Source organism: Streptomyces coelicoflavus (assembly GCF_003112555.1).
In the GTDB taxonomy this organism is placed as follows: domain Bacteria; phylum Actinomycetota; class Actinomycetes; order Streptomycetales; family Streptomycetaceae; genus Streptomyces; species Streptomyces coelicoflavus.
In genome coordinates, this window is the sequence record NZ_BEWB01000016.1 from 105,877 (window position 1) to 129,335 (window position 23,459).

21 protein-coding genes and 2 pseudogenes are annotated in these 23,459 nt (G+C 71.6%); 5 read left to right on the forward strand and 18 right to left on the reverse strand.

Going from position 1 to position 23,459, the window contains the following annotated elements; translation table 11 throughout:
- Positions 1-30: 30 nt before the first annotated feature.
- Positions 31-171 carry a ricin-type beta-trefoil lectin domain protein gene (locus Sco07f_RS39870; protein WP_159107011.1) on the forward strand — a complete coding sequence of 47 codons (141 nt, stop codon included), beginning with the start codon at positions 31-33 and terminating at the stop codon, positions 169-171.
- A gap of 198 nt (positions 172-369) precedes the next feature.
- On the opposite strand, the gene Sco07f_RS33520 is transcribed toward Sco07f_RS39870, so the two are convergent.
- The 4 genes from Sco07f_RS33520 to cseB all read right to left on the reverse strand — a co-directional run bounded on the left by Sco07f_RS33520 (position 370) and on the right by cseB (position 4,535).
- Complete coding sequence (locus tag Sco07f_RS33520) at positions 370-1,224, reverse strand: endonuclease/exonuclease/phosphatase family protein (protein WP_167468301.1); 855 nt, start codon at positions 1,222-1,224, stop codon at positions 370-372.
- 139 nt (positions 1,225-1,363) lie between these two features.
- Positions 1,364-2,437, reverse strand: coding sequence for a D-alanyl-D-alanine carboxypeptidase family protein (locus Sco07f_RS33525; RefSeq protein ID WP_108990077.1), 1,074 nt, complete (start codon positions 2,435-2,437; stop codon positions 1,364-1,366).
- Positions 2,438-2,545: 108 nt separating this feature from the next.
- Positions 2,546-3,826: a sensor histidine kinase gene (locus Sco07f_RS33530; RefSeq protein WP_108990078.1), complete on the reverse strand. Its 1,281-nt coding sequence runs from the start codon at positions 3,824-3,826 to the stop codon at positions 2,546-2,548.
- A gap of 1 nt (position 3,827) precedes the next feature.
- Positions 3,828-4,535 carry a two-component system response regulator CseB gene (gene cseB / locus Sco07f_RS33535; protein WP_167468302.1) on the reverse strand — a complete coding sequence of 236 codons (708 nt, stop codon included), beginning with the start codon at positions 4,533-4,535 and terminating at the stop codon, positions 3,828-3,830.
- A gap of 222 nt (positions 4,536-4,757) precedes the next feature.
- On the opposite strand from cseB, the gene Sco07f_RS33540 reads away from it, so the two are divergent.
- Positions 4,758-5,717, forward strand: coding sequence for a LysR substrate-binding domain-containing protein (locus Sco07f_RS33540; RefSeq protein WP_108990079.1), 960 nt, complete (start codon positions 4,758-4,760; stop codon positions 5,715-5,717).
- On the opposite strand, the gene Sco07f_RS33545 is transcribed toward Sco07f_RS33540, so the two are convergent.
- From Sco07f_RS33545 to Sco07f_RS33580, 8 genes are read right to left on the reverse strand one after another with little or no spacing between them, the layout of a single operon-like run.
- The gene (locus tag Sco07f_RS33545) at positions 5,714-6,715 is read right to left on the reverse strand and encodes an amidohydrolase family protein (protein WP_108990080.1); all 1,002 of its coding nucleotides are present in this window, start codon (positions 6,713-6,715) and stop codon (positions 5,714-5,716) included. The genes Sco07f_RS33540 and Sco07f_RS33545 overlap by 4 nt on opposite strands.
- A 3-nt stretch (positions 6,716-6,718) precedes the next feature.
- Positions 6,719-7,240: a 3-hydroxyanthranilate 3,4-dioxygenase gene (locus Sco07f_RS33550; RefSeq protein WP_054099946.1), complete on the reverse strand. Its 522-nt coding sequence runs from the start codon at positions 7,238-7,240 to the stop codon at positions 6,719-6,721.
- Positions 7,237-7,710 (reverse strand): RidA family protein, encoded by a 474-nt coding sequence (locus Sco07f_RS33555; protein ID WP_108990081.1) that lies wholly within the window; start codon positions 7,708-7,710, stop codon positions 7,237-7,239. The genes Sco07f_RS33550 and Sco07f_RS33555 overlap by 4 nt, the downstream gene beginning before the upstream one ends.
- Complete coding sequence (locus Sco07f_RS33560; protein ID WP_108990082.1) at positions 7,707-8,474, reverse strand: 2-keto-4-pentenoate hydratase; 768 nt, start codon at positions 8,472-8,474, stop codon at positions 7,707-7,709. Before Sco07f_RS33560 ends, Sco07f_RS33555 begins: the two co-directional genes overlap by 4 nt.
- On the reverse strand, positions 8,471-9,502 hold the full coding sequence (dmpG, locus tag Sco07f_RS33565; protein WP_244942195.1) for a 4-hydroxy-2-oxovalerate aldolase: 1,032 nt from the start codon (positions 9,500-9,502) through the stop codon (positions 8,471-8,473). The genes Sco07f_RS33560 and dmpG overlap by 4 nt, the downstream gene beginning before the upstream one ends.
- On the reverse strand, positions 9,499-10,527 hold the full coding sequence (locus tag Sco07f_RS33570; protein WP_108990084.1) for an acetaldehyde dehydrogenase (acetylating): 1,029 nt from the start codon (positions 10,525-10,527) through the stop codon (positions 9,499-9,501). The genes dmpG and Sco07f_RS33570 overlap by 4 nt, the downstream gene beginning before the upstream one ends.
- A complete protein-coding gene (locus tag Sco07f_RS33575) occupies positions 10,524-11,363 on the reverse strand; it encodes a 2-keto-4-pentenoate hydratase (protein ID WP_174855458.1) in 840 nt (279 codons plus the stop codon). The genes Sco07f_RS33570 and Sco07f_RS33575 overlap by 4 nt, the downstream gene beginning before the upstream one ends.
- Before the next feature lie 5 nt (positions 11,364-11,368).
- Positions 11,369-12,886: a 2-hydroxymuconic semialdehyde dehydrogenase gene (locus Sco07f_RS33580; protein ID WP_108990086.1), complete on the reverse strand. Its 1,518-nt coding sequence runs from the start codon at positions 12,884-12,886 to the stop codon at positions 11,369-11,371.
- A 227-nt stretch (positions 12,887-13,113) separates the two neighbouring features.
- Here Sco07f_RS33580 and Sco07f_RS33585 point away from each other — a divergent pair, with 227 nt between their 5' ends.
- Together Sco07f_RS33585 and Sco07f_RS40895 are read left to right on the forward strand one after the other, a co-directional pair.
- Positions 13,114-14,460, forward strand: a complete 1,347-nt coding sequence (locus Sco07f_RS33585; RefSeq protein WP_087792661.1) for an MFS transporter — start codon at positions 13,114-13,116, stop codon at positions 14,458-14,460.
- 18 nt (positions 14,461-14,478) lie between these two features.
- Positions 14,479-15,129, forward strand: a pseudogene (locus tag Sco07f_RS40895) (carboxylesterase family protein); the annotation flags it as partial.
- Between the two features lie 522 nt (positions 15,130-15,651).
- Here the strand turns inward: Sco07f_RS40895 and Sco07f_RS33595 are convergent.
- The 5 genes and pseudogenes from Sco07f_RS33595 to Sco07f_RS33615 form a co-directional block, all read right to left on the reverse strand.
- Positions 15,652-17,616: a LamG-like jellyroll fold domain-containing protein gene (locus Sco07f_RS33595; protein WP_108990087.1), complete on the reverse strand. Its 1,965-nt coding sequence runs from the start codon at positions 17,614-17,616 to the stop codon at positions 15,652-15,654.
- A gap of 624 nt (positions 17,617-18,240) precedes the next feature.
- The gene (locus tag Sco07f_RS33600) at positions 18,241-18,852 is read right to left on the reverse strand and encodes a GNAT family N-acetyltransferase (RefSeq protein WP_108990088.1); all 612 of its coding nucleotides are present in this window, start codon (positions 18,850-18,852) and stop codon (positions 18,241-18,243) included.
- Between the two features lie 25 nt (positions 18,853-18,877).
- Positions 18,878-19,528, reverse strand: coding sequence for a D-alanine--D-alanine ligase (locus Sco07f_RS40900; protein ID WP_439959703.1), 651 nt, complete (start codon positions 19,526-19,528; stop codon positions 18,878-18,880).
- Positions 19,432-20,739: pseudogene (locus tag Sco07f_RS33610) on the reverse strand (AfsR/SARP family transcriptional regulator); the annotation flags it as partial. The pseudogene Sco07f_RS33610 and the gene Sco07f_RS40900, both read right to left, overlap by 97 nt.
- 660 nt (positions 20,740-21,399) lie before the next feature.
- On the reverse strand, positions 21,400-22,146 hold the full coding sequence (locus tag Sco07f_RS33615) for a TetR/AcrR family transcriptional regulator (RefSeq protein ID WP_108990091.1): 747 nt from the start codon (positions 22,144-22,146) through the stop codon (positions 21,400-21,402).
- 85 nt (positions 22,147-22,231) lie between these two features.
- Here Sco07f_RS33615 and Sco07f_RS33620 point away from each other — a divergent pair, with 85 nt between their 5' ends.
- Entirely contained in the window at positions 22,232-22,759 is a 528-nt protein-coding gene (locus Sco07f_RS33620; RefSeq protein WP_218030757.1) for a DUF2306 domain-containing protein, read from the forward strand.
- A gap of 110 nt (positions 22,760-22,869) precedes the next feature.
- On the opposite strand, the gene Sco07f_RS33625 is transcribed toward Sco07f_RS33620, so the two are convergent.
- On the reverse strand, positions 22,870-23,370 hold the full coding sequence (locus tag Sco07f_RS33625) for a DUF6924 domain-containing protein (RefSeq protein ID WP_108990093.1): 501 nt from the start codon (positions 23,368-23,370) through the stop codon (positions 22,870-22,872).
- Positions 23,371-23,459: the final 89 nt, after the last annotated feature.

The following is a 23,459-nucleotide window of genomic DNA, read 5'->3' on the forward strand; positions in this document are numbered from 1 at the left end:
GACACCGGGCCGACCCTGAACGACACGGGTGTGCAGCAGTGGTACGTCGGCTCCCGAGGGGCGGTCGAGGCGCTGGGCAAGTGCCTCGAAGTGCCGGGCGGGGTCGCCGCGGACGGGACGCCGCTGAGGATCAGGGAGTGCGACGGCGGCGCCCACCAGGTCCCGCGGTGACGGCAGGTTAGCCGTCACCGTCACCAAGCCGCCGAAGGTGCGGGGCGACGCCTTCGTGACGCTGCGCGTCACCGCCCGGGACGGTGACGGCAACGAGGTCCGCCAGACCGTGACGAGGGCGTACCTGCACCGCGGCTGGGTCCCGTCCGGAGTTGCCCGTCGTCGCCCGCGCGGCGGACGGGCAACTCCGGAAAGCGCCTACAGCCGCAAGGACGCCGCCACCGGCAGGTGGTCGCTGTCGGTGGCCGGGAGGGTCCAGGCCGATCGCGCCTCCATGCCGCGCAGGAGGATGTGGTCGATCCGGGCCAGCGGGAACGCGGCCGGCCAGGTCAGGCCGAATCCGGCTCCGGCCGTTTCCTGGGCCGAGTGCATCGGGGAGGTGAGGGCGGAGAGGGCGCCGTCGTCCGTGGTGCCGTTGAGGTCGCCCACGAGCAGGGCGCGGGGCAGCGGTTCGGCGCGCAGGGCCGCCGCCAGACGGCCCGCCGCGCGGTCGCGGGCGTCCGTGCCGAAGCCCGACGCGGGGCTGAACCGGACGGAGAGCAGATGGGCGACGTACACGGCGACCGGCCCCTCGGGAGTGCGGACCGTGGCACGCAGGGCACGCGGCCAGGGGGCGATGTCGACCGTGCGGGCGTCGGTGAGCGGATAGCGGCTCCACAGGCCCACCGTGTCCCGCACCGAGTGGTACGGGTAGTGGGCGGCCAACTCCTCCTCGTACACGGACGGGTCGCCCAGCTCCTCCAGGGCCACCACGTCGGCGCCGGAGTCGGCCAGCGCCCGGGCGGTGTGCGCGGGGCGCGGATTGTGCTCGTTGACGTTGTGCGTCACCACGGTCAGGTCGCCGCCGCTCGTCCGTTTGTCGGTCAGCGCCCCGCCGTAGAGCGTGCCCCAGACGAGGGCGGGCAGCAGTATGGCAGCGGCGGCGGTCGCGGAACGGCGGATCGCGGCGCACACCAGGAGCAGCGGCACGACGAGGCCCGTCCAGGGCAGGAAGGTCTCGGTGAGACTGCCGAGATGTCCGGGCCGGTCGGGGATCAGGGAGTGGCCCAGCATCAGGAGCGTGGTCAGCAGCGCGACGATCGCGGCGGCCAGTCCGTCACGCCCGCCGGGGAAGAGGCGGCGACGCGGCGGCCGGGACCCGGCGGTTTCCGGCGCGGCGGAGGAGGTGCCGAGGACAGCGGTCAAGGTCGTCTCACCGGGTTCCGGACGGGGCGTCGGTGGTGGAGGCCGTCGCGGGGCCGGTCGCGGCCACGCGGTGCCGTACCGCCTCCACGAGCGCACGGCTGGCGTCGAAGACGGCGCGCAGGCCCTCCTGCGGGCTGGTGCCGGCGCGTTGGTGCAGCACCACGCCGAGGGCGAGATGCCGTCGGCCGCTCCGGTCCGCAACGTCGACCGCCCACATCAGCGCGCCCCCCGCAGGGGTACTGGAACCGGTCTTGATCCCGATCACACCCGGTGTGTTCAGCAGTTCGTTGCTGTTGGGAATCGTCCCGGAGCCCACTGCCGCGGCGGTGCGCGGCAGGGCGGCGACGGACCTGAAGACGTCGTCGCGCATGACCTGCCGCGCCAGCTTCAGCTGGTCCGCGGCGGTACTCGTGGTGGTGGACTCGATACCGCTGGCTCCCGTGTACGTGGTGTCGTCCATGCCGAGGTCGTCGGCGGCGCGGTTCATCCTGGCGACGAACGACTCCTGCGACCCGGCGTCCCAACGGGCCAGCAGCCGGGCGATGTTGTTGCCGGAAGGGACGAGCATCAGTTCCAGCAGGCGTCGTTGGCTCAGCCGCTGGCCCGGCCGGACCTCGACGGTGGACTCGGCGCCGGAGAAGGACTCGTTGGCGGCCTCGTCGTCCACGGTGATCAGGGGGCCGGACGCGTCGCCGCGCAGCGGGTGGTCACGCAGGATCACATAGGCCGTCATCACCTTGGTGACGCTCGCGATCGGCACCGGCCGCCCCGGTCCGTGGCCGCCCGGGGCACCGCGCGGCCCGAACCCCTCGACCAGGACGGCCGCCTGACCCTCGTCCGGCCAGGGCAGCGACCCGGTGAGGGATGTGCCCGGCCGCCCGCCGTCGACGCCCGCGCCGGACGGGGCGTCGTCCGCGGACCCACGGACCGAGAGAACGCTCCCGAGGGTGACCAGGGTGACCAGGGCGGTCGCGCCGGCGGCGAGGAGCGCCGGGCGTCGCCGCAGGCGGTGCGGCAGCCGGGAAGCGGACGGCGGCGCGGGGGATCCGTCCTGCTCGCCGCGTTCGGGGACTGGGCGCATGGGAGTACCTCCGGGGGACGCGGTGCGCGTCGTTCGCGCATCCCGGTCACTCTCGGCGAGGGGGATGTCCGCACGGCCGTGACCGGGTCGCGGCTCCCGCTCCGCCGGTCATCCGTTGTGTATCGGCCGTTTCGCGGCCGCGGGCAGCCGGAGGGTGGCGACGGCCCCGCCGTCGGGCGCGTTGGCGAACGACAGCGACGCACCGAGGACCTCGGCCTGGCCGAGCGCGATGGTGAGCCCCAGGCCGTGACCGCGGCCGCGTTCCGGTGCGCCGGTGCGGAACCGCTGGGGTCCCCCGGTCAGCAACGCGGCCGGAAAGCCGGGGCCGTGGTCCCGTACGGTCACCGTGGTGCCGGAGACCGTGACCTCGACGGGCGCTCGACCGTGCCGGTGGGCGTTGACGACGAGGTTGGTGACGATCCGGTCGAGCCGGCGCGGGTCGGTCTCGGCGGTCAGGGCGTCCCGCGCGGTGAACCGTGTGTGCAGTCCGGTGCGTTCCACGGACTCGGAGACCGCCTCGGCCAGCGGCACCCTTCTCGGCTCGGCACACTCGGCGCCCGCGTCGAGGCGGGAGATCTCCAGCAGGTTCTCGACCAGGGCCCGCATCACCCGCACCCGGTCCTGGACCAGGCCGGTCGCCTCCCCCTCGGGGAGCAGTTCGCTCGCGGTGACCAGGCCCATCAGCGGGGTCCGCAGTTCGTGGGCGACGTCCGCGGTGAAACGCTGCTCGGTCAGCAGCCGCTGGTGCAGGCTGTCGGCCATCGAGTCGACCGTGGCCGAGATGGCGGTGATCTCGTCGTTGCCGCGCCCGGCTCCGGTCCTGGCGGTCAGATCGCCGTCCGTGATCCGGCGGGTGGTGCGCGCCACCCTGCGCAGCCGGCGGTACGGCAGTTCGGCGGCGAGCGCCGACAGGGGGACGACGACGGCCAGGGCGAGAAGGGAGTACTTCCACATGTGCCGGTCCAGGGCACGGCGCGTGAGCAGGTCGGACGTCATGTCGATCTCGGTGGCGACGGGCTTGCCGCGGTAGATGCGTGCCGCCCACATCGAGGGGTGGTCCCCGGCGCCCGGACCCTCGTACCAGGTGACCGCGTCGTGGTGCGGCTCCGGTTCCCGCCGGTCGTCCAGCCGGCGCAGCAACTCGTCTGGGAGCTCCCCCGGCACCAGACGGAGCCCGGGAGGTGGGAAACCGTCCCGCTCGTAGGCCTCCACGTCCCTGAGGAGTGTCGCGGTGGCCTTGGCGGCCCCGTCGTTCATCGACCGGGCCCGGGTGCTGGAGTGCACCAGGGTCCCGATGGTCAGCGCGACGGCACAGCAGCACACGGTGACGAGCAGACAGGTCTTCCAACGCAGTGAACGCCAGTTGAGCAGGTCACGTACGGCGTCCACGTCAGCGCCGCAACTTGTAGCCGAACCCGCGGACGGTCTCGACCCGGTCGGCCCCGATCTTCTTCCGCAGCCGCTGCACGCACAGATCGACCACGCGGCTGTCGCCGTCCCAGCCGTAGTCCCACACGTTGCGCAGCAGGGTCTGCCGGTCGAGCACCGTGCCGGGATGCGCGGCGAACTCCAGCAGCAGCCGCAGTTCGGTCGGGGCCAGCGCGACGGGCCGGCCGGCCAGCGACACGACGAGGCCCGCGGTGTCGATGCTCAGGTCGCCGAAGACCAGCAGGTCACGACCGTCGGCACCGGACCGCTCCGGCCGTCCCCCGCCCGTGGCGGGCGGGGCGGCGGGGGTGTAGACCGCGCGCCGCAGCAGCGAGCGGATACGGGCCACCAGCACCGCGGTGTCGACGGGCTTGACGACGTAGTCGTCGGCGCCCGCCTCCAGACCGGAGACCACGTCCAGGGCGTCACCGCGCGCGGACATCATCAGCACCGGGTCCATGCTGGTCTCCCTGATCCGCCGGCACAGTCCGATGCCGTCGAGGCCGGGCAGCATCACGTCCAGGAGCAGCAGGTCGTGGCGGCCCTCCCGGAACAGCTCCAGTCCGGTCAGACCGTCACCGGCCGACACGACCCGGTAACCGTAGCGTTCCAGCGCGAGCGTAACGGACCTGCGGATGACCTCGTCGTCCTCGACCAGCAGGATCGTCACGGGCGCCGGGGCGTCCTCCTCGCTCACTGGACCCGACCCTTCTTCCCGCCGCCCACCGGGTGAATCCCGCACGGCGGCCCTGACCTCGTACCGTCCGCATTCTGCCTGTCGCGTGCGGCCCCGGGGCATCCGGCACGGCTCGGCCGTGTATCAGCCGCGTATCGGCCGGGGAGCGCGTGGCCGCCGGCCGTGGGAGCGGCAGGTGGTGGATAGAGTCACGGGGTGGAGATGCCCCGCCTGCTCGACGGCCGGCTCAAGTTCCGGCACCTGGTCCTGATCGACGCCCTCTCGCGCCAGGGGAGCGTCGTCGGCGCCGCCGGCGAACTCCATGTGACGCAGCCCGCGGCGACCCGGAGCCTGCACGAACTGGAGGACATCCTCGGCGTGCCGCTGTTCGAGCGCGGCCCCCGGGGCGTCACCCCCACCGTGTTCGGCGAGGCGTTCACCCGGCACGCACGGGCGGTGCTGGCGCAGTTGACGCAGGCGGGGCGGCATGTGGTGGAGCTCGCCGACGCCGACCGCGGCACCGTGGTCGTCGGCACCCACCTGGCGGGCTCCAATGTCCTGCTGCCGCGCGCCATCGCCGCGCTCAAGAGGGAGCGCCCCTACCTGACCGTGATCGTGCGGGAGGGGTCGCCGGAGGCGCTGCTGCTGGAGCTGGAGGCGGGGCGCGTCGACCTCGTCGTGGGCAGGCTGACGGCGCCCTCCGACGAGCGGATGGAACGCCGCAAGCTCTACGACGAGTCGGTGGAGCCCGTGGTCCGGGCCACGCACCCGCTCGCCGGCCGGGAAGGGGTGGAGCTGGCGGAGCTGGTCGACCACCCGTGGATCCTGCCTGGCGCGGAGACCGTGCTGCGCCGGGAGATCGAGGAACTGTTCGGCCGCCACGGGTTCGCCCTGCCGCTGAACCGGGTGGAGACCACGTCGTTCCTGACCATCCGTCAGCTTCTGCTGGAGACCGACGTCGTCGCGGTGCTGCCCAGCCTGATCGTCCGGGACGACAGCCGCATGGTGCGGCTGTCGGTCCCGCTGGCCCAGATCGGGCACAGCGTCGGGCTGACCAGATCGGCCGCCCGGACGCTGAGCCCCTCCGCCGAGGCCCTCATCCGGAGCCTGGAGGCCGTCGCCGGTGACATGGCCGCACCGTCGGCGAGCAGACGGGGATCCGACGACGTGGTCTAGGAAGAGGACAGGCCGAGGAACCGTTCGGCGTTCTCGTGGCCGATCTGCCGGCGTTCGGTGTCGTCGAGGAACTGGCTCTTGCGGACCACCTGGCCGACCGGACGCTCGCCCAGCGGGTACGGGTAGTCGCTGCCCACCATCACCCGGTCCGCGCCCACCGTGTCCACCAGCAGCCGCAGGGCGCGCTCGTCGAAGACGACCGAGTCCACGTGGAACCGGCCGAGGTAGTGGGACGGCGGGAACCGCGAGGTGCCGATGACGTCGTTGCGTCCGTGCCAGGCGTTCTCCATGCGGCCCAGCCAGAACGCGAACGAACCGCCGCCGTGCGCGAAGCAGATCTTCAGACGGTCGTCGACGCGGTCGAAGACCCCGCCCAGGATCATGGCCAGGATCGACAGGTGCGTCTCGGCGGGCATCGCCGTCAGCCACTGGGCCATCCAGCGGTCGAGCCGGGGAGAGGAGGCCATGTCCCACGGGTGCACGAACACCGGTACGTCCAGTGCCGCGCAGTGCTGGAGGAAGGTGACGACCCCTTCGCTGTCCAGGTCCTGGTCGCCGACGTGGTTGCCGATCTCGACCCCCCGGTGCCCGGCCGCGACGCAGCGCTCCAGCTCGCGGCAGGCCGCGTCCGGGTCCTGCAACGGCACCTGGCAGAACGGGATCAGCCGGTCCGGCGCGGGCTCGACGATCTCCAGCGCCAGATCGTTGAAGATCCGCGCGATCCTCGCCGCCTCCCGGCCGCTTCGCCCGTAGTTGAAGAAGGCAGGGGTCGGGGAGACGACCTGGGTGCGCACCCCGTCCGTGTCCATGTCGCGCAGCCGGACCTCGGCGTCCCAGCAGTCCGAGCGGATCCGCCGGAACTCCCTGGTCCCCATCATGATCACCGCGTCCGACTCGGTCTCGAGCCGGAGCCACGGTGCGTCCGGCCCGCCGTCGCCTCTCAGGTCGGGCCAGCCCCGGGGCACGTAGTGGGTGTGGATGTCGATCACTCGGTCCACCGGTCAGCCCTTCCCCGGGTGGAGCGCGCCGCACTCGCGGCAGACCCGGGCCCGCTCGTCCTCGTAGAACGCGGTGAAGACCGGCGGCAGGTCCTCCACGATGTCCCTGACCTGGAGTTCGATCCCGTGGATCAGGGCGGAGCAGTTCAGGCAGTACCACTGGAAGCGCTCCAGGGTGCCCTCCTCCCGGACCCGCTCGATGACCAGGCCGATCGACTCGGGGTCGGGGCGCTGCGGGGAGTGCGGGACGTTGCCGGGCAGCAGCCAGGCCTGACCCTCCTTGATGTGCACGGTCCGCGGCCCGTCCCCGGTCATGAGGTTGACGTGCATGTCGCCCTTGACCTGGTAGAACCACTCCTCGTACGGCTCCTGGTGGAAGTCCGTGCGCTGGTTGGGGCCGCCCACGATCTGGACGATGAAGTCGTCGCCGAGAAACATGGTCCGGTTGTTCACCGGCGGCTTGAGCAGGTGCGCGTGCTCGTCGATCCAACCCTGGAAGTCGATGACCTCGGGGATGTCGGTCATGAGACCACCTCCGTGCTGTGCGATGCGGATGTACCGGGGGTTCGGGGAGCCCGGGAGGCCCCGGGCAGGTGGGCGACGGCCTGGATCTCGATCAGCAGGTGCGGGTGCGGCAACTGGTGCACCGCGACCGTCGTACGGGCCGGGCCCCGCTCGTCGAAGAACTCGCCGTAGACCTCGTTGTATCCGCCGAAGTCGTTCATCGACACCAGGTACGAGGTGACCTGGGCGATGTCGTGGAGTTCGGCGCCCACCTCGGCGAGCATGTCCCGGATGTTCTCGATCACCGCGCGGGTCTGCGCGCGGATGTCGAGGTTCGTGGTGCCCATGGCGTCGGCCTCGGCGCCCACGAACGTGTTGTCGGGCCGGCGCGAACTCGTGCCGGACACGAAGACCAGGTCGCCGACGACCTTCAGGTGGGGGAAGCGGCCGCGCGGGGCGGCCCGTCCCCCGAGAACGCGTGCGTCGCTCATCCGATGACCCTCACTTCCACCGTGCCGAGCCCCGCGACCTCGCAGGTGGTGACCCCGGCGGTCAGCGGCACCGCCGCGGTGGCCGCACCGGCGAGCACCACCTGCCCGGCCCGCAGCGGGATGGACCGGCGCCGGCACATGTCCAGCAGCGCGTGCAGGGCGCGCACCGGGTCGCCGAGGATCGCGGCGGTCGAGCCGACCGTCTCCGTCCCGCCGCTCACCAGCCGCACCGCCCGGTTGGGCACACTCTCCAGGGGCCGCCAGGAACCGATCACGTAGGCGGAGGCCGAGGTGTTGTCCGCGACGACGTCCTCGTAGGTGAACCGGAAGTCCCGGTAGCGGGAGTCGATGACCTCCATGGCGGGGGCGAGCGCGTCCACACAGGACTCGATGTCCGTCGTGGGGTCGTCCAGGTCCACGTCGCGGCGGATCCGGTACGCCACCTCGGGCTCCACCTTCGGGTGGATGAACCGCCCGAGGTCGAGGTCGCCGCCGTTCGCGACCCGCATCGCGTCGGTGAGCCGCCCGACGATCACGTCGGACACCCCCATCTGGGCCATCTTGGCCTTGCTGGTGAAGCCCAGCTTGACCCCGGTGACCCGCTCGCCGCGCGCCTCCCGGCGGGCCACCAGCGCCGCCTGGACCGCGTACGCCTCCGCGATGTCGAAGTCGTGCGTGTCGGCGAGACTCGGCGTGTCGGTGCGCGTCGTCTGGGCGGTGTCGAGCCGCTCCGCGAGGGCCTCCACGGTGCTTGCCGTGCTCATGCGGCGCTCCCTTCCGTGCCGGCCCCGTCCTGCGAGGCCAGGTCCAGTGCGATGTCGACGATCATGTCCTCCTGGCCGCCGACCAGTTGGCGGCGTCCGACCTCCATCAGGATCCGCCGGGTGTCGATCCCGTAGCGCCGGGACGCCCGTTCGGCGTGCAGCAGGAAGCTGGAGTACACCCCGGCGTAGCCGAGGGTCAGCGTCTCCCGGTCCACGCGTACGGGCCGGTTGCGCAACGGGCGGACGATGTCGTCGGCGGCGTCCTGGAGGGCGAACAGGTCGCAGCCGTGCTCCCAGCCCAGCAGGTCCGCGACCGCGACGAACGGTTCCGCCGGGCAGTTGCCCGCCCCGGCGCCCTGACCGGCCAGGGCCACGTCGACGCGGTACGCGCCGTGCTCGACGGCGGCCACACTGTTGGCGACCGAGAGCGAGAGGTTCTCGTGGGCGTGGATGCCGATCTGGGTACGGTCGTCCAGCACCTGGCGGTAGGCGTCGATCCGCTCCGTGACGTCGCGCGTCGTCAGCCGCCCGCCGGAGTCGGTGACGTACACGCAGTGCGCGCCGTAGGACTCCATCAGGGCCGCCTGCTCGGCCAGGCGTGCGGGGGAGTTGAGGTGGCTCATCATCAGGAAGCCCGACACGTCCATGCCGTGCTCCCGGGCCCAGGCGATGTGCTGTGCGCTCACGTCGGCCTCGGTGCAATGGGTGGCGACGCGGACGCTGCGCACCCCGAGGGCGTGGGCGCGGCGCAGGTGCTCGATGGTGCCGATGCCGGGAAGCAGCAGGGTGGTCAGCTTCGCGTGCTCCAGCACCTCCGCGGCGGCCTCGATCCACTCCTCGTCGCTGTGGGCGCCGAAGCCGTAGTTGGCGCTCGATCCGCCGAGCCCGTCGCCGTGCGCGACCTCGACGGCCGCGACGCCCGCCCTGTCGAGCGCGGAGACGATCCGGCGCACCTGGTCGAGGGTGTACATGTGCCCCATGGCGTGCATGCCGTCCCGCAGGGTCACGTCCTGTACGTAGAGGTTCACGTGCTCACCCATCCTCGGAGTACGGCGATCCGCTCGGCGGTCCTGACCGCGGCGGAGGTCATGATGTCCAGGTTCCCGGCGTAGTCGGGCAGGTAGTGGCCGGCGCCCAGCACCTCCAGGAACACCGACACCCGCACTCCGGTGAACCTGCGGCCCAGCGCCGGGACCACGACGTCCTCGACGGGGTCGAACTGGACGTCCTGCTTGAGCCGGTAGCCGGGGACGTACTCCCGGACGCCGGCGGCCATGTCCCGCACGGAGGCGGCGATGCGCTCCCGCGTCCCCGCGTCGACCGCGCCCTCGACGAGGCAGTACACGGTGTCGCGCATGACGAGGGGCGGTTCGGCCGGGTTGAGGACGATGATCGCCTTGCCCACCGCGGCGCCGCCGACGGCGCGGATGGCCTCGCCGGTGGTCTCGGTGAACTCGTCGATGTTCGCCCGGGTGCCGGGACCGGCCGACCGCGACGCGATGGACGCGACGATCTCGCCGTACGCCACCGGGGCGATCCGGGAGACCGCGGCGACGACGGGGATGGTCGCCTGGCCGCCGCAGGTCACCATGTTGACGTCCGGCGCGTCCAGGTGCTCCTCCAGGTTGACCGGCGGAACGACGAAGGGGCCGAGCGCGGCCGGGGTCAGGTCGACCATCAGCTTGCCGTGGCGCCGGGCGACCTCGGCGTTGCGGACGTGGGCCTTCGCGGAGGTGGCGTCGAAGACGACCTTGACGCCGGCGAACTCGTCCATCTCCACGAGGCCGTCGATGCCGCCGGCGGTGGTGGCGACCTTGAGGCGTGCGGCTCGCGCGAGACCGTCGGACGCCGGGTCGATGCCGGCCATGGCGCCCATGCGCAGGGTCCTGGACAGCCGCATCACCTTGATCATCAGGTCGGTGCCGATGTTGCCGGAGCCGATGACCGCGACGGGGACCGTGCCGGCCGCGGTCGGGGGCGTGTCGGCCGCGGTCGGGGGTGTGCCGTCCGTGGCCGGGACCGTGCCGTTCGGTCCGGTGGTTGCTGGACTCACTTGGTTTCCTCCTCGAGGACTGCTTCCACTTCTCCCAGCCCGTCCAGCTCCAGCCGGAACCGTCCCGGTCCCCCGACGGGCACCATCGGGCCCAGCGCGCCGGACATCACCACGTCCCCGGCGCGCAACGGCTGTTCGCGCCGGACCAGTTCGCGGGCCAGCCAGGCCACCGCGACGACCGGCGAGCCGAGGCAGGCGTGCCCCGCGCCGTGGGAGACCGCCTCGCCCTCCCGGCGCAGTGTCATGCCGACCCGGGCCAGATCCAGGCCCGCGACCGGGTACGGGGTGGTGCCGAGGACGACCGCGCCGCTGGACGCGTTGTCGGCCACGGTGTCGGTGATGGCCAGGTCCCAGCCGGCGATGCGGGAGTCGACGATCTCGATGGCGGGCAGCACGAACTCGGTGGCCCGCAGCACGTCCGCGACGGACGGGCCGGGCCGGTCCAGGTCCCGCCCGAGCACGAACGCGATCTCGCCCTCCGCGCGCGGCTGGAGGAACCGGCCGAGCGGCAGCGGCTCGGTGTGCGCGTACAGCATGTCGTCGTGGAGCACGCCGAAGTCCGGCTGGAAGACGCCGAACTGCCGCTGCACGACGGGGGCGGTCAGCCCGATCTTGGCGCCCGCCCGGCGCGCGCCGGCCGTGCCGCGGGCCTGGGCGAGGCGGCGCTGCACCTCGTAGGCGGCGTCGATGTCGCTCGTACCGAGGTACTGGCGGACCGGGGCGCAGGGGGTGCGCGTGGCGGCCGCGTGCGTGAGGGCCGCGACGGCGGCCTCGACCGGCCGCTCGGACCCGGCACCGGCAGCGTGGAGAGGGGAGGGGTCCGCCCGGTTCGTCAGGTCGTTCACAGTTGTACGCACACATTCGTCGGCTCGGTGTAGAAGTGCAGGGACGACTCGCCGCCCTCGCGGCCGAGGCCGGAGAGCCCGACGCCGCCGAAGGGGGAGCGCAGGTCGCGCAGGAACCAGGTGTTGACCCAGGCCATGCCTACGTTCATCGCCTGCGCCACCCGGTGCCCGCGGCGCAGGTCGTTGGTCCATACCGAGGCGGCGAGACCGTAGTCGGTGTCGTTGGCGAGACCGATCGCCTCTTCCTCGGTGTCGAAGGGGATGAGGGCGGCCACGGGGCCGAAGATCTCCTCGCGGACCACCCGGTCGGCGTTGGTCAGCCCGGTCCACAGGGTGGGCTCGATCCACGAACCGCCGTCGAGGTCCGCACCGAGCCGGGGGACCTGGCCGCCGGTGAGGACCGTCGCGCCGGCCTGTTCGGCCAGGTCGAAGTAGCCCAGCACCTTGTCGCGGTGGGCGTGGGAGATCAGCGGACCGGTGGTGGTCTCCTCGGACAGCGGGTCGCCCAGGCGCAGGCGTCCGGCGCGCTCCACGAGTCCGCCCGCGATGTCGTCGAAGACGGACCGCTGTACGTAGACCCGCTCGGTGCACAGGCACACCTGGCCGGTGTTGGCGAACACCGACCTGCTCAGCCCGGTCACCGCCTCGTCGACGTCGACGTCGTCGAAGACGACCGCGGCGTTCTTGCCGCCGAGTTCGAAGGAGACCGGCCGTACGCGCGGGGCGACGGTCCGCATGACCTGCGCGCCGGTCGCGGACGACCCGGTGAAGGTCACCCCGTCGATGCCGGGGTGCGCCGTCAGGTATCCGCCGGCGGAGCCGCCGCCGAAGCCGTGGACGACGTTGTACACGCCGGCCGGCAGACCCACCTCGGCCAGCACCTCGGCGAGGAGCGCGGCGGTGCCGGGCGTCTCCTCGCTCGGCTTGACGACCACGGCGTTGCCGCAGGCCAGGGCGGGGGCGACCTTCCAGGTCAGCAGCAGGAGCGGCAGGTTCCACGGCACGACGACCGCGACCACGCCCAGCGGTTTGCGGACCGCGTAGTTGAGGGCCCGCCTCCCGCCCGCCAGATCGGTCAGGAACGACTCCTGGCCCGCCGCGGCGACCACGTCGGCGAAGGCGCGGAAGTTCGCGACGGCGCGGGCGACGTCCAGCTCCCGCGCCTGCGTGACGGGTTTGCCGGTGTCGGCGATCTCCGCGGCGACGAACTCCTCGAACCGCTCCTCGATGCGGTCGGCCGCACGGCGCAGCAACTCGGTCCGCTCCCGGACCGCCGTGTCCGCCCACCCCTCGCGCAGCGCGCGCCGGGCCGCCGCCACGGCCCGGTCCACCAGAACCTCGTCCGCCTCGTGGACGCGGGCGTGCACGAGGCCGGTGGCCGGATCGGTCGCGTCGAAGCCGCGATGGCCGGCCCGGACGCCACCGCCACCGCCACCGTCGCCGTCGCCGTCGTCGGGGTCGACGAACCGGCCGTCGACGAAGTTGCGGATCCACCGCCCAGTTTCTGCCGTCATGCCTCTCACTGTGGAAGGCGCGGCCATGCCCGACAAATTAACTTCTCGTCCATTCGCATGCCCACTTGGGTATACCTCGGCGTCGAGGGGTGGTTGGGGGACGGCTGAGGGGTGGCTGAAATGCCGCTATACCCAGATGGCTATGGCTGGTCGCGTGTTCGGCATTTGTGCGTCATGCCTCGGAGGGCCAGGATCCACCGCAACCCACCCGAGTGAGAGGTCCTCCCATGAGCAACTCACCCCCAGCAGACGGCACGGGCACCGGCCGCACCGCGGCGGGCAGAACGGCCGTCGCGACCCTGGCCGGCACCACGCTCGAGTGGTACGACTTCTTCCTCTACGGCACCGCGGCCGCGCTCATCTTCGACAAGCAGTTCTTCCCCTCGCTGAGCCCCGGCGCGGGCACCCTGGCCGCCTTCAGCACGTTCGCCGTCGGGTTCGTCGCCCGGCCGCTCGGGGGCCTGGTCTTCGGGCACTTCGGCGACCGCATCGGACGCAAGGCGACCCTCGTGGTCTCGCTCCTGCTGATGGGCGTCGGCTCCACGCTCATCGGCGCCGTCCCGAACTACGACGCGATCGGCTTCTGGGCCCCGGTGCTGCTCGTCCTGCTCCGCGTCGTCCAGGGCATCGGGCTCGGCGGCGAGGGCGCCGGCGCCACCCTGATGTCGATGGAGCACGCCCCCGCGGGCAAACGGAACCTGTACGCCGGCTTCCCGCAGATGGGCACCCCCGCCGGACTGGTCCTGGCCAACGTCGTCTTCCTCACCACCAACTCCGTGGCCGGAGACGCCACCTTCACCTCGTGGGCCTGGCGCATCCCCTTCCTGCTGAGCTTCGTCCTCGTCGCGGTGGGACTCCTGGTCAGGCTGAGGGTCACCGAGTCGCCCTCCTTCAACCGCGCCGTCGAGCAGGACGAGGTGGTCAGGTTCCCGCTGGCGGAGGCGCTCAAGGTCGGATACCGCCGCCTCGGCCTCACGCTGCTCGCGGTGGTCGCGAACTCCGCCGTGGCCTACGTGTTCCTGGTGTTCACCCTGTCGTACGGAACCAAGGAACTGGACTACAAGAAGAAGTTCCTCATCCTCGGCGTGACCGCCGCGTCCGTGATCTGGTTCGCCACCATCCCGTTCTGGACGAAGGTCGCCGACCGCTACGGCCGCAGAACCATGTTCGTCGGCGGCTCCGTCGCCATCCTGGCCTGGTGCGTGGCGTTCTTCCCGCTGCTCAACACGAACAGGTCGCTGCTCGCCCTGCTGGCCCTGGTCGGCATGGGCGTCATCATCCCGGTGACGCACTGCGTACAGGGCGCCATCATCGCCGACACCTTCCCCATCCACGTCCGGTACTCGGGTTCCTCCCTCATCCTCCAGCTCGGCGCCATCCTGGGCGGCGGACTCGCCCCGCTGATCTCCACCGCGCTGCTGGACGCCGGCGGCTCGTCGACCGGCGTGACGTGGTATCTGGTGGGGGTGTGCGCCCTCAGCCTCGCCGGGGCGGTCGCACTGTTCCGCCTGGTCCCGGAGAAGGGACCGGAACCGGCGGCCGAACCCCCGGCGCAGGCCGTCGCCCGCACCTGACCCCCACGGAGGCCGAACATGCCCGATCCCACTGGCGCGGTGGTGCGCTCCGGCCCCGTCCGTTACGCCACCGCCGCGCGCTTCTCCCCGCCCCGCCCGGTGGACACCGGCGACACCCGCCCTCCGAGCGGCGAGATCTGCCCCCAGCTCCCCTCCCGCCTCGACGCGGTGATGGGAGCCCCGCTCGACCCCCGTCCCCAGGGCGAGGACTGCCTCCACCTGACCGTCACCACCCCGGCCCGCGACGACGGCGCCCGTCCGGTCCTCGTCTGGTTCCACGGCGGCGGCTTCAGCAGCGGCGCGGGCCTCATGGACTGGTACGACGGCGGAGCACTCGCCGCCGAGGGCGACGTGGTCGTCGTCGGCGTCAACTACCGCCTCGGAGCCCTCGGATACCTCTGCCTGGACGGCATCAGCGAGGGCAACCTCGGCCTGTACGACCAGCTCGAGGCCCTGCGCTGGGTGGGCGAGCACATCGCCGCCTACGGGGGAGACCCCGGCAACGTCACGGTCTTCGGCCAGTCCGCGGGCGCCCTCTCCATCCGGCTGCTGCTGGAGATGCGTCAGGCGCGGGGGCTCCTGCACCGGGCGATCCTCCAGAGCCCGCCCCTGTCCATCACGGCCCGCTCCCGCACGGACTCCGAGAACCTCGGCCGCGTCTTCGCCGACCTGCTGGGCGAGGACCCGCGCACCGCCGGTCTTCCCGCGATCCTGGCGGCGCAACGGGAGACCGCGGGCATCAACCTGCGACGCTCCGGAAGCACTCTGGAACCCCCCTTCCTCCCGGTCCTCGGGTCCCCCGTCGCGGAGGACGACGAGGAGCCCGCCCCGGCCGTCCGCGGTCTGGACGTCATGTACGGCTGGAACGCGGACGACATGAGCGCCTTCCCGGGGGAGGGCGACGACGTTGCGGAGCTGACCCGCCGCGTGTACGAGGAGCCGCTGGCACGCTACGGGACGGCCCTGGCGCGGGCCGGGGCCCGGGTCCACGCGTACCGCCTCGACTGGCGCCCGGCCGGCTCCCCGTTCGGCGCCACCCACTGCCTGGAACTGCCGCTGCTCCTGGGCACCCGGGAGGCATGGCGGGCATCACCGATGCTGGGCCGGGAGCCGTGGACCGAGGTGGACACCCTGGGCAGAGCGGTGCGTGCCGCGTGGACCACCTTCGCCCGCACCGGCACGCCCGGCCCCTCACTTCGCGGTCAGGAACTCCCCGTGCTCCAGTGGGCGGTTCACGACGCGGATGTCGCCGACGGCGCCGTGGAAGACGACGTCGATCGCGCCGGCGTATTCGTGGCCCCCCACCAGCCACGGCAGTCCGAGCGAGGTGAGTCCGAGTGACACGCGCCGCGGATCGTCGGCGACCGGGGAGCTCTCGACGTACAGCCTGGTGCGGCGGCCGTCGTTGACGACGGCGATGTGCCACCACCGCAGCTCCGCCAGGCCGTGGCTCCAGTTCGTCGTCGGGTAGGTGGTGTTGAGCGGGTAGTGGTTGAACTGCACCTCACGGCCGTTGTTGGTGATGGCCAACTGGGCCAGGGGCTCGTTGGGGTCGGTGTTCCTGCCGTGCTTCCCGGCGGCGCGGGCGGCGCCCCGGCGGCTGAGGACCGACGCGTTGCCGTTCCGGCCGGCGTCCCAGTCCAGGGGTATGCGCACGAAGGTCTCGATCGTGTACCCGCCCCTGAACGTCTCGGTGTTCAGGGGAGCCGCGTCCGTCGTGGTGAGGTACGAGCCGTTGACCGGGTTCCTGCCCCCGGTGAACTTCAGGCTGGCGTGCCCGGGCTGGTCGGGGTGGTGGTCGTCGGACCAGGTCAGCGCGTCGGCGGGGGTGCCGGGCGTGGTCACCACCGTCAGGTCGTTGCCCCTGCCGGAGAGGTCCCGGACGGTCTGCCCCCGCGTGAGCGCGGTGCCCGGCGCTCCCTGCCCGTCGAAGCGCCAGTACGCGACCGTACCCCTGACCAGCATCCGGTCGGCCGGGCGGGAGGGACGGGCCGGGACGGGGGCGAAGCCGGAGAAGCGCTTCTCGAAGTCGACCGGGATCGAGAAGTCGTCGACCGGGCTCGTGAGGCGGGCGTGCTCGGCGGCCAGAGCGCTGCGCGACTCCGGTTCCTGGGCCAGGATCCACGGATTGACCGTCTCGACGTCGATCGTGTCCCGGGCCAGGTCGAAGTGGTACAGCCGGATCATGCCGCCGCCGCCGAAGAAGCGGTTCTGGTAGTTGGCGATGTGCAGGTGCACGTCGTTGCCGTGGGCGTTCTTCCTGGTCGTGCGGCCGGACGGCCAGTAGTGGCCGTTGAGGGTCAGGAAGATCTGGTCGTTGTCCGCGATCAGCCGGTCCCAGAGGGCCTGACCGTACTCGGAGAGCGAGGCGTTGTTCTCCGGGTCGCCGGACTCGTAAGGGAAAACGTTGTCATCGTAGTCGGGGTGGACGATGTCGTGCGCCGTGAGGATCACCGGCATCCGGGGGTGGGCCTTGATGGTCTTCTCGGCCCACGCGAAGCCCTGCTCGGTGGTCCGCCAGTCCAGCGCCAGCACGAGCCACGACCGGCCCGCGGCCCGGAAGACGTGCGCGGTGTTGTAGCCCGTGGCGTCGGACCCGACGAAGGACTTCGCGTGTCTGAACCGCCGGGGGCCAAGGGTCCGCAGGTACGGCGTGTCCCCACGGGTGTCGTCCCCGCTCACGTCGTGGTTGCCGGCCACCACGCTGTACGCGGCGCCCTTCGCGTCCAGGGTGTCGAAAGCCTTGTCGATCTGGTCGAAGGACGAGGCGTCGGCGTCCTGCGACAGGTCACCGAGATGCGACATGAACACGATGTTCTGGTCGGCGACACCGCTGTTCCTGACGATGTAGCGGAAAGACTCCTCCTGCGGGGCGCGGTTGACGCTGTCCTGACTGCCCCAGTAGAGGTACTGCGTGTCCGGCATGACGGCGAAGGTGAACCGGAGCGCGTCGGGGTCCGGATTCCACCGCCCCACATGCCCGTGGCCGTGTCCGTGCCCGGATGCGTCGGCGGCGTGCGCGGGTGCCGCGCCGAGCGCGGACGAACCGGCACCGACCGCCACCGCCCCGGCGCCCGCCAGCGCCGCGTTGCGCAGGAAGCCCCGCCGCCCCTGACCGGTCGGTTCGTGAGACGCCGTCTCTCCGTGAACGCACATGCTGAAGCCCTTCCCGAGGGGTGCTTTGATCGCGAACGACGTTAGGCGGGGAGGGCCTGGCCCGGGTGTCTTCGAGATGGCGAACGGAGATCGGGCGCCCGTCGAAACAGACCGGAATGATTCCTTGGAATGTCGAGGTGGGGATACCCGCCGGCCCAGGCCCAGGCCCAGGGCCGGAGCGGGGAGCAGGAGGGGGCCGAGGTGCTGGAGGTCGTGGCGCTCAGCGCACCGACCGCGTTTCTCATGTCCGTGGGCAATGGCGCCGCGGGGGAAATGGGCAAGCAACCCCAGCTGTCGACGGGCGCTTTGGTACGAAGGACCACCGGACGGCATACGCCGCTGCCGGGGAGCCCGGAGGAACGGACGGAACTGGCCGGCCTGGTGCACGCCCGCCTCGGGCGGGACGCGCGGCTGGCGGACGAGTGGGCGCTGGTCCTGCGGACCCACGGGCGCCCGGGGACACCGGCCCTGGCCCGCGGCGGCGGACTACCGCCCGCGCCAATCCACTTCACCAACCGGCACCGGAAACTGCGGCGACTGGCGCGGGAGGCGACCCGCCCCGCCGACGGCCGGCCCCGGGTCGCGCTGCTCCACGGCCCGCCCGGCATCGGCACGACCGCCGCCTCACTGGGACCGAAGGGGGACCGGCACGGAGGGGCTGTCCACGTCCAGGCCGATGTGCTCCAGGCCGTCGGAGAGGTGTGCCCGCGCGGCGTCGGGGAGCCGCAGGACGTGGGCGGTCGCGAAGCCCGCTTCGTCGCGGCGCAGGTGTCCCGGCGCGTCATCGGGACCGAGGCGCACCTTCTGGTCGGTCACGACGAACCCGAGGCCGTGGACGAGCAGTCCCATCCCGGCGGGGTTGTCCCGATGGACGTAGCCCATCACCGGCTTGGGGTCGGCGCGAGTGACGGCCGTGATCGCGACGGCGCTCAGCAGGGTGCCGAGGCCGCGCCCGCGAAGGCCGGGGACGAGATGGAGACCGCCGAACTCCCACCGCGGGACGGCGTCGAGCCCCTTGCCGTCCGGTTTGACGTAGCAGAGCCCCGCGATCTGCCCCTCACGCGAGACCACGACCATCTGGCGTGCCTCGACCATCTGTTGGAACGTGGTCGGGGGCACGGGCAGCATGAACTCGCCGAGAGTGGAGCGGTGGAACTCGAAAGCGGCGTTCCGGGTGGCGTTCGTGATCGGGGCGATGACCAGGGCTTCCGGAGTGTGGGCGGTCGGCTTCACCATCCGTGCCTCCTTTCGAGGGGCGGAGTCACCGGGCAGCGAGGCCCGCCGCGGGACTGCCGGTCCGGGTGATGGCGGTGGTGATCAGGGTGTCCAGGAGCCGTTCGTACGACAGGCCGGCCGCCGCCCAGATGCGTGGGAACTGGGAGGCCGCGGTGAAGCCGGGGAAGGTGTTGACCTCGTTCACCACCGGTCGTACGCCGTCGCGCAGGAAGAAGTCGACGCGGATGAGGCCGGAGCAGTTCAAAGCTTCGAAGGCGTCCACGGCCATGCGCTGAAGTTGCTTCGCGACGTCGTCGTCGAGCTGTGCCGGGATGGTGTAACTGGTCTCCGCGTCCACGTACTTGGCCTCGTAGTCGAAGAACGGCCGTTCGTCGTGGACCGCGATCTCCAGGGGCGGTCCGGTCTCCAGGCGGCCGTCCGGATGCTCGAGTACCGCGATGTCGATCTCCCGACCGTGTATCGCCTCCTCCACCAGCACCTTCGTGTCCCAGGAACGAGCCGATCCGAGTGCCGCGTCCACCCGTACAGGCCGAGCCCCGCGCGGACCAGGTCGTAGTGGGTGGCGGGAGCGGCCAGTGCGGCGGCCGAGTTGGCCAGGTGCAGCACCTCGGGCCGCAGGCCCGCGGCACGGGCCTGCGACACCGCAGTCTCGAAGGCGTCGACGGCTAGCCGGCACACCTGGTGATGGACGTCCGGGGTCGCCCAGTCCAGGTCGTCCACCACACAGAGGGTGGGCACACGTGCGATCTGCCGGACGAGGGTGGTGAGGACGTCCTCGCCGGGCCCGTCCTGGGCACCGCCGTCCTCGCCGGACCCACGCAGCCCGTCGGCGAGCCGGGTGACCGCGCAGCGCAGGGCCACGGTTCTGCCGCGGCCTAGAGTGTGTCCTCCGCTCGCCCGGGTGACGGCGAATCCGGCCTTGCCGGCCTGTGCGGCGAACTCGTCCAGCAGTCTGGTCTTGCCCGACCCGGGTTCACCCGAGACCACGGCCCACCGGGACTGCCCGGCCGTCGCCTCACCCAGCAGGGTCTGGAGCCGAGCCGTCTCCTGCGACCGGCCCACGAGCGGTGTCCTGGCCACGGGCGGGATGCCGGCCAGTGTCGTGGGCGTCCGTGGTGACCGGGGGATCCCGAGGGCGGCGGTGTCGTGTCGCAGAACGGCCATGTGCAGATCGCGCAGGCCGGGGCTCGGGTCCAGGCCCAGTTCCCGGGCCAGCGTCGTGCGAAAGCGGTCGTACTGGCGCAGCGCCTCCACGGGCCGTCCGGCGGCGTAGAGGGCACGCATGAGCAGGGACCAGGAGACCTCGCGCAGCGGAGCGCCGACCGTGAGCTGCTCGGCGACGCTCACGGCGGGCACGAGATCGCCCTGTGCGATGAGGATCGCCGCCAGCAGCTCTCCGGCGTCCTGGCGGGCCGCGTTGAGGCGTGCGCCTTCGCGCAGCGCGAAGGGTTCCTCGGCGGCTTCGCCGAGGGCGGGCCCGCGCCACAGGCCGAGGGCCGTGTCGATCTCGGCGCGGGCCAGGGGAAGTTGCTCCCGTGCGAAGGCGGCATGGGCCCGGAGCACGTGCGCCTCGAAGGTGGTGGCGTTCCGCGCTTCCCTCGGTACGGCCAGCGTGTAGCCGGCGGCGCCGCTGATCAGTACGGACGACCTGCTCTTGCGGTCCGGGTCCAGGACCGACCGCAGCCGGCTGATGTAGGCGCGGATGGACGACACCGCCGCGGTGGGCTGCTCGTCCCCCCAGAGGGAGTGGCAGAGCTCGGTGAGGGAGACGGGCCGGCCGTCCTCGATGAGGAGGCGGGTGAGCAGGAGCCGGCGTTGTCGCGGTCCCAGATCGAGGGACGTACGGCCGTGCCGGACCACGACGGGGCCCAGCATGCCGTACCACATGGCGTGGTCGTCTATCGCGTTCACCGGGTCAGCTCACTTCCCGCTGGCACCGTGCGGAACGGGCCCGGGTGAGTGTCGTGCCCGGGGGCCGAATCCCGGGACAACAAGTGGTGTGTCATCAACACCCCTGTAGCGACTTGTGGGAAGGCAGGAGTGGTAAGAGGAGCGGCGTCGTGCGCACGCCGGGCGTCGCCCGCGACCCGACAATGATGTCTCGCGCCCGGTACCCCGGCCGCTGACCGGCCGGGACTTCGGGCGACATGGGTAGCTCGTACGTACGACCGCTCACACAAGGTCTACGCAACGCGGCGAGGTTACGTTGAAAGGACGTCCGCGCGCGGTCCAACCGCGCTCTCGTGACGCCGTGACCGGGGCCTCGTCGTGATCACCATGCCCCCGGACCCTCCTTCTGCTGATGGATGCCGCCGACTCGACCGGCGTGATCACCAACATAGGAACGGGACGCAACGGCCGCGATGAAGCCGTCGGGTCAATCAGAGGTACAGCTTGCGCCACCTGGTGACTGCGCCCCCTGTGCGAAAGGGGGAGAGGGCGCAGTCGGACAGCCGGCTCGCAACGGGGGTAAAGGAACCGGCTGTTGTGACGACAGCCTTCTCACATCTTCAACGGTGCGGCCACCGCCAAACCGGTGGGCCTCCCTCACCGCGTGGCGACGTCGGCCGGAATACGGCGGCGGACGTCCTGGAGCATGGCCAGCATCGCCAGGCGGAACATCTCGGCCTGATGGGGGCCGACGAAGGACGTGTGCCCGAACACCTCGAGCACGACCAGGCCGTGCATCTGTCCCCAGGCGCTGATCAGGATGGGCACCGCGGGGGACGGCAGTCCGCCGAGTGCGTTCGGGGACAGGAACTCCTTCAGGTGCCGCTCGAGGGCGGGGGAGAGTGCGGTGGTGTCCGCGGCGGCGAGCTGCTCCATGGTGAATCCTCTGAACAGCTCGTTCTGGAAGGTCCTGCTCATCCGGCGGACCGCCTGGGTGCTGGAGCCCTCCGCCGGCGCCGCGTAGTGGCGCAGGGGTGCCCCGTAGATGAGCTGGAACCGCTCGGGATGGTCGACCCCCCACTGGCGGTACCTCTCGGCGGCGATCACCATCCGGGGCGGATCGGAGTCCTCCGGCGCCGTGTCGACCGCCTCCTGCACCGCGTCGGCCAGATCCCCGTACGCCTTGGTGACGAGCGCGGTGATGAGGTCGTCCCGGCTCGGGAAGTAGTGGTAGAGCGCCTGCACGGTCATCCCGAGGCTCCGGGCGACCGCCCGCAGAGACAGCGCGGCCGGTCCGTTCTCGGCGATCTGGTCCTCGGCGGCGGCCAGGATCTCCTGGACGGCGACGGCCCACCGCCGCTCACGCAGGGACAGTGGGGCACCGGCTGGTTCGTCTCCGTTCATGACTCAGACCGTACGACGGACGCCTCACGACGACAAGATGGTCGAAGAGTGGTAAATCAACCTGACACTGTTAGGACGGGGGCTGTTGCTGGCGCTCGGACCGATCCAGTTCGTCCCGGCCTGGCGGAACAAGTACCGCAAGATGCACCGGGTCCTGGGACGCGTCTACATGGTCAGCATGGTCGTCGCGTCCGTGGCCGCCCTCTTCGCGGCGACGTTCTCCGAGGACGGTTTCCCCGCACAGGTCGGCTTCTACATCCTCACGGCGGCCTGGCTGTACTCCATGGTCCAGGCCTACCGGACGATCAGGAAGGGCCAGCTCCAGCTCCACCGCATCTGGATGATCAGGAACTACGCGCTCTCGTTCGCCGCCGTCGTGCTCCGCGTGTTCCTCCTGATCGGACTCGCCCTCCGGTCGCAGTTCGACTGGCTGTCCTTCGAGGACGTCTACACGACGTCCGTGTGGGGCTCGATCCTCATCAGCGCCGGCGTCGCCGAACGGTTCATCGTCCAGCGCACGCTCAAGCCCCTCGCCCGCAGCCGCAAGCGCTCCACGGGCGCCCAGGAGCAGACGGGCGGGAGGATCGGCACGGAGGAGCCCGCAGCCGTGTGACGGCCTCGACGCGGCGGCCGGTGACAACATGTCACCGGCCGCCGCGTCGTGTCGGGGCGGCCGGTCAGTACAGGGTCCGCGCCCGGGCTGGGTAGCGAGCCCCGACGGTCCTACCGCTCGGCGAAGGAGCGGAAGACCCCCTCCGAGTCCTCGTGCGCGCTCGACGAGAATTCCTCGAAGTCCATGTTGACCAGTTCGAGGTTGACATGGATCGAGTGCACACCGCTGGGCACCGTGCGGAACTCACGTCCGAACTCGACCGCGGCCTCGTAGTCCTCGTCGTCGTCGAAGTCCTCCCGGGTCAGGGTGGTGACCGCGAGCAGGGCGTGGTGGCCGGCCCGCATCGTCGTGCCGTCGGCGACGAACACGACACTGAGCTGTTCCCACAGCTCCTCGTCGGCCGATATCGCCGCCAGGACCGCGTCCGTGTCCGCGCCGTCCAGCTCCGGCGCCTCGACCACGTCGTAGGACTGCGCGGGGTCGCCGTCGTGGGGTGAGGAGCTCTCCAGCTCCGCCGTCGTCTCCTGCCATGCGGCCTCGTCCGTGAAGTCGGTCCTGATGATCACAGGTGAGAACTCGCTGCGCTCCGACAGCCCGGACAACTCCACCATCGTCACAACTCCTCGAAGATTCGGTACTCCTGATCCGGATCAGAAGATAGACAATGGCACTGACATCGCCTGTGACGACAACGCCTCAG

What these genes read in the sequence shown, in the direction of transcription:
- Sco07f_RS33580 (WP_108990086.1), bottom strand. Translation starts at nt 12,886, where the DNA reads ATGACGGCAGAAACTGGGCGGTGGATCCGCAACTTCGTCGACGGCCGG.
- Sco07f_RS33615 (WP_108990091.1), bottom strand. Translation starts at nt 22,146, where the DNA reads ATGAACGGAGACGAACCAGCCGGTGCCCCACTGTCCCTGCGTGAGCGG.
- Sco07f_RS33585 (WP_087792661.1), top strand. Translation starts at nt 13,114, where the DNA reads ATGAGCAACTCACCCCCAGCAGACGGCACGGGCACCGGCCGCACCGCG.
- Sco07f_RS33520 (WP_167468301.1), bottom strand. Translation starts at nt 1,224, where the DNA reads ATGCTGGGCCACTCCCTGATCCCCGACCGGCCCGGACATCTCGGCAGT.
- Sco07f_RS33555 (WP_108990081.1), bottom strand. Translation starts at nt 7,710, where the DNA reads ATGAGCGACGCACGCGTTCTCGGGGGACGGGCCGCCCCGCGCGGCCGC.
- Sco07f_RS33560 (WP_108990082.1), bottom strand. Translation starts at nt 8,474, where the DNA reads ATGAGCACGGCAAGCACCGTGGAGGCCCTCGCGGAGCGGCTCGACACC.
- Sco07f_RS33550 (WP_054099946.1), bottom strand. Translation starts at nt 7,240, where the DNA reads ATGACCGACATCCCCGAGGTCATCGACTTCCAGGGTTGGATCGACGAG.
- Sco07f_RS33525 (WP_108990077.1), bottom strand. Translation starts at nt 2,437, where the DNA reads ATGCGCCCAGTCCCCGAACGCGGCGAGCAGGACGGATCCCCCGCGCCG.
- Sco07f_RS33600 (WP_108990088.1), bottom strand. Translation starts at nt 18,852, where the DNA reads ATGGTGAAGCCGACCGCCCACACTCCGGAAGCCCTGGTCATCGCCCCG.
- Sco07f_RS33595 (WP_108990087.1), bottom strand. Translation starts at nt 17,616, where the DNA reads ATGTGCGTTCACGGAGAGACGGCGTCTCACGAACCGACCGGTCAGGGG.
- Sco07f_RS33625 (WP_108990093.1), bottom strand. Translation starts at nt 23,370, where the DNA reads ATGGTGGAGTTGTCCGGGCTGTCGGAGCGCAGCGAGTTCTCACCTGTG.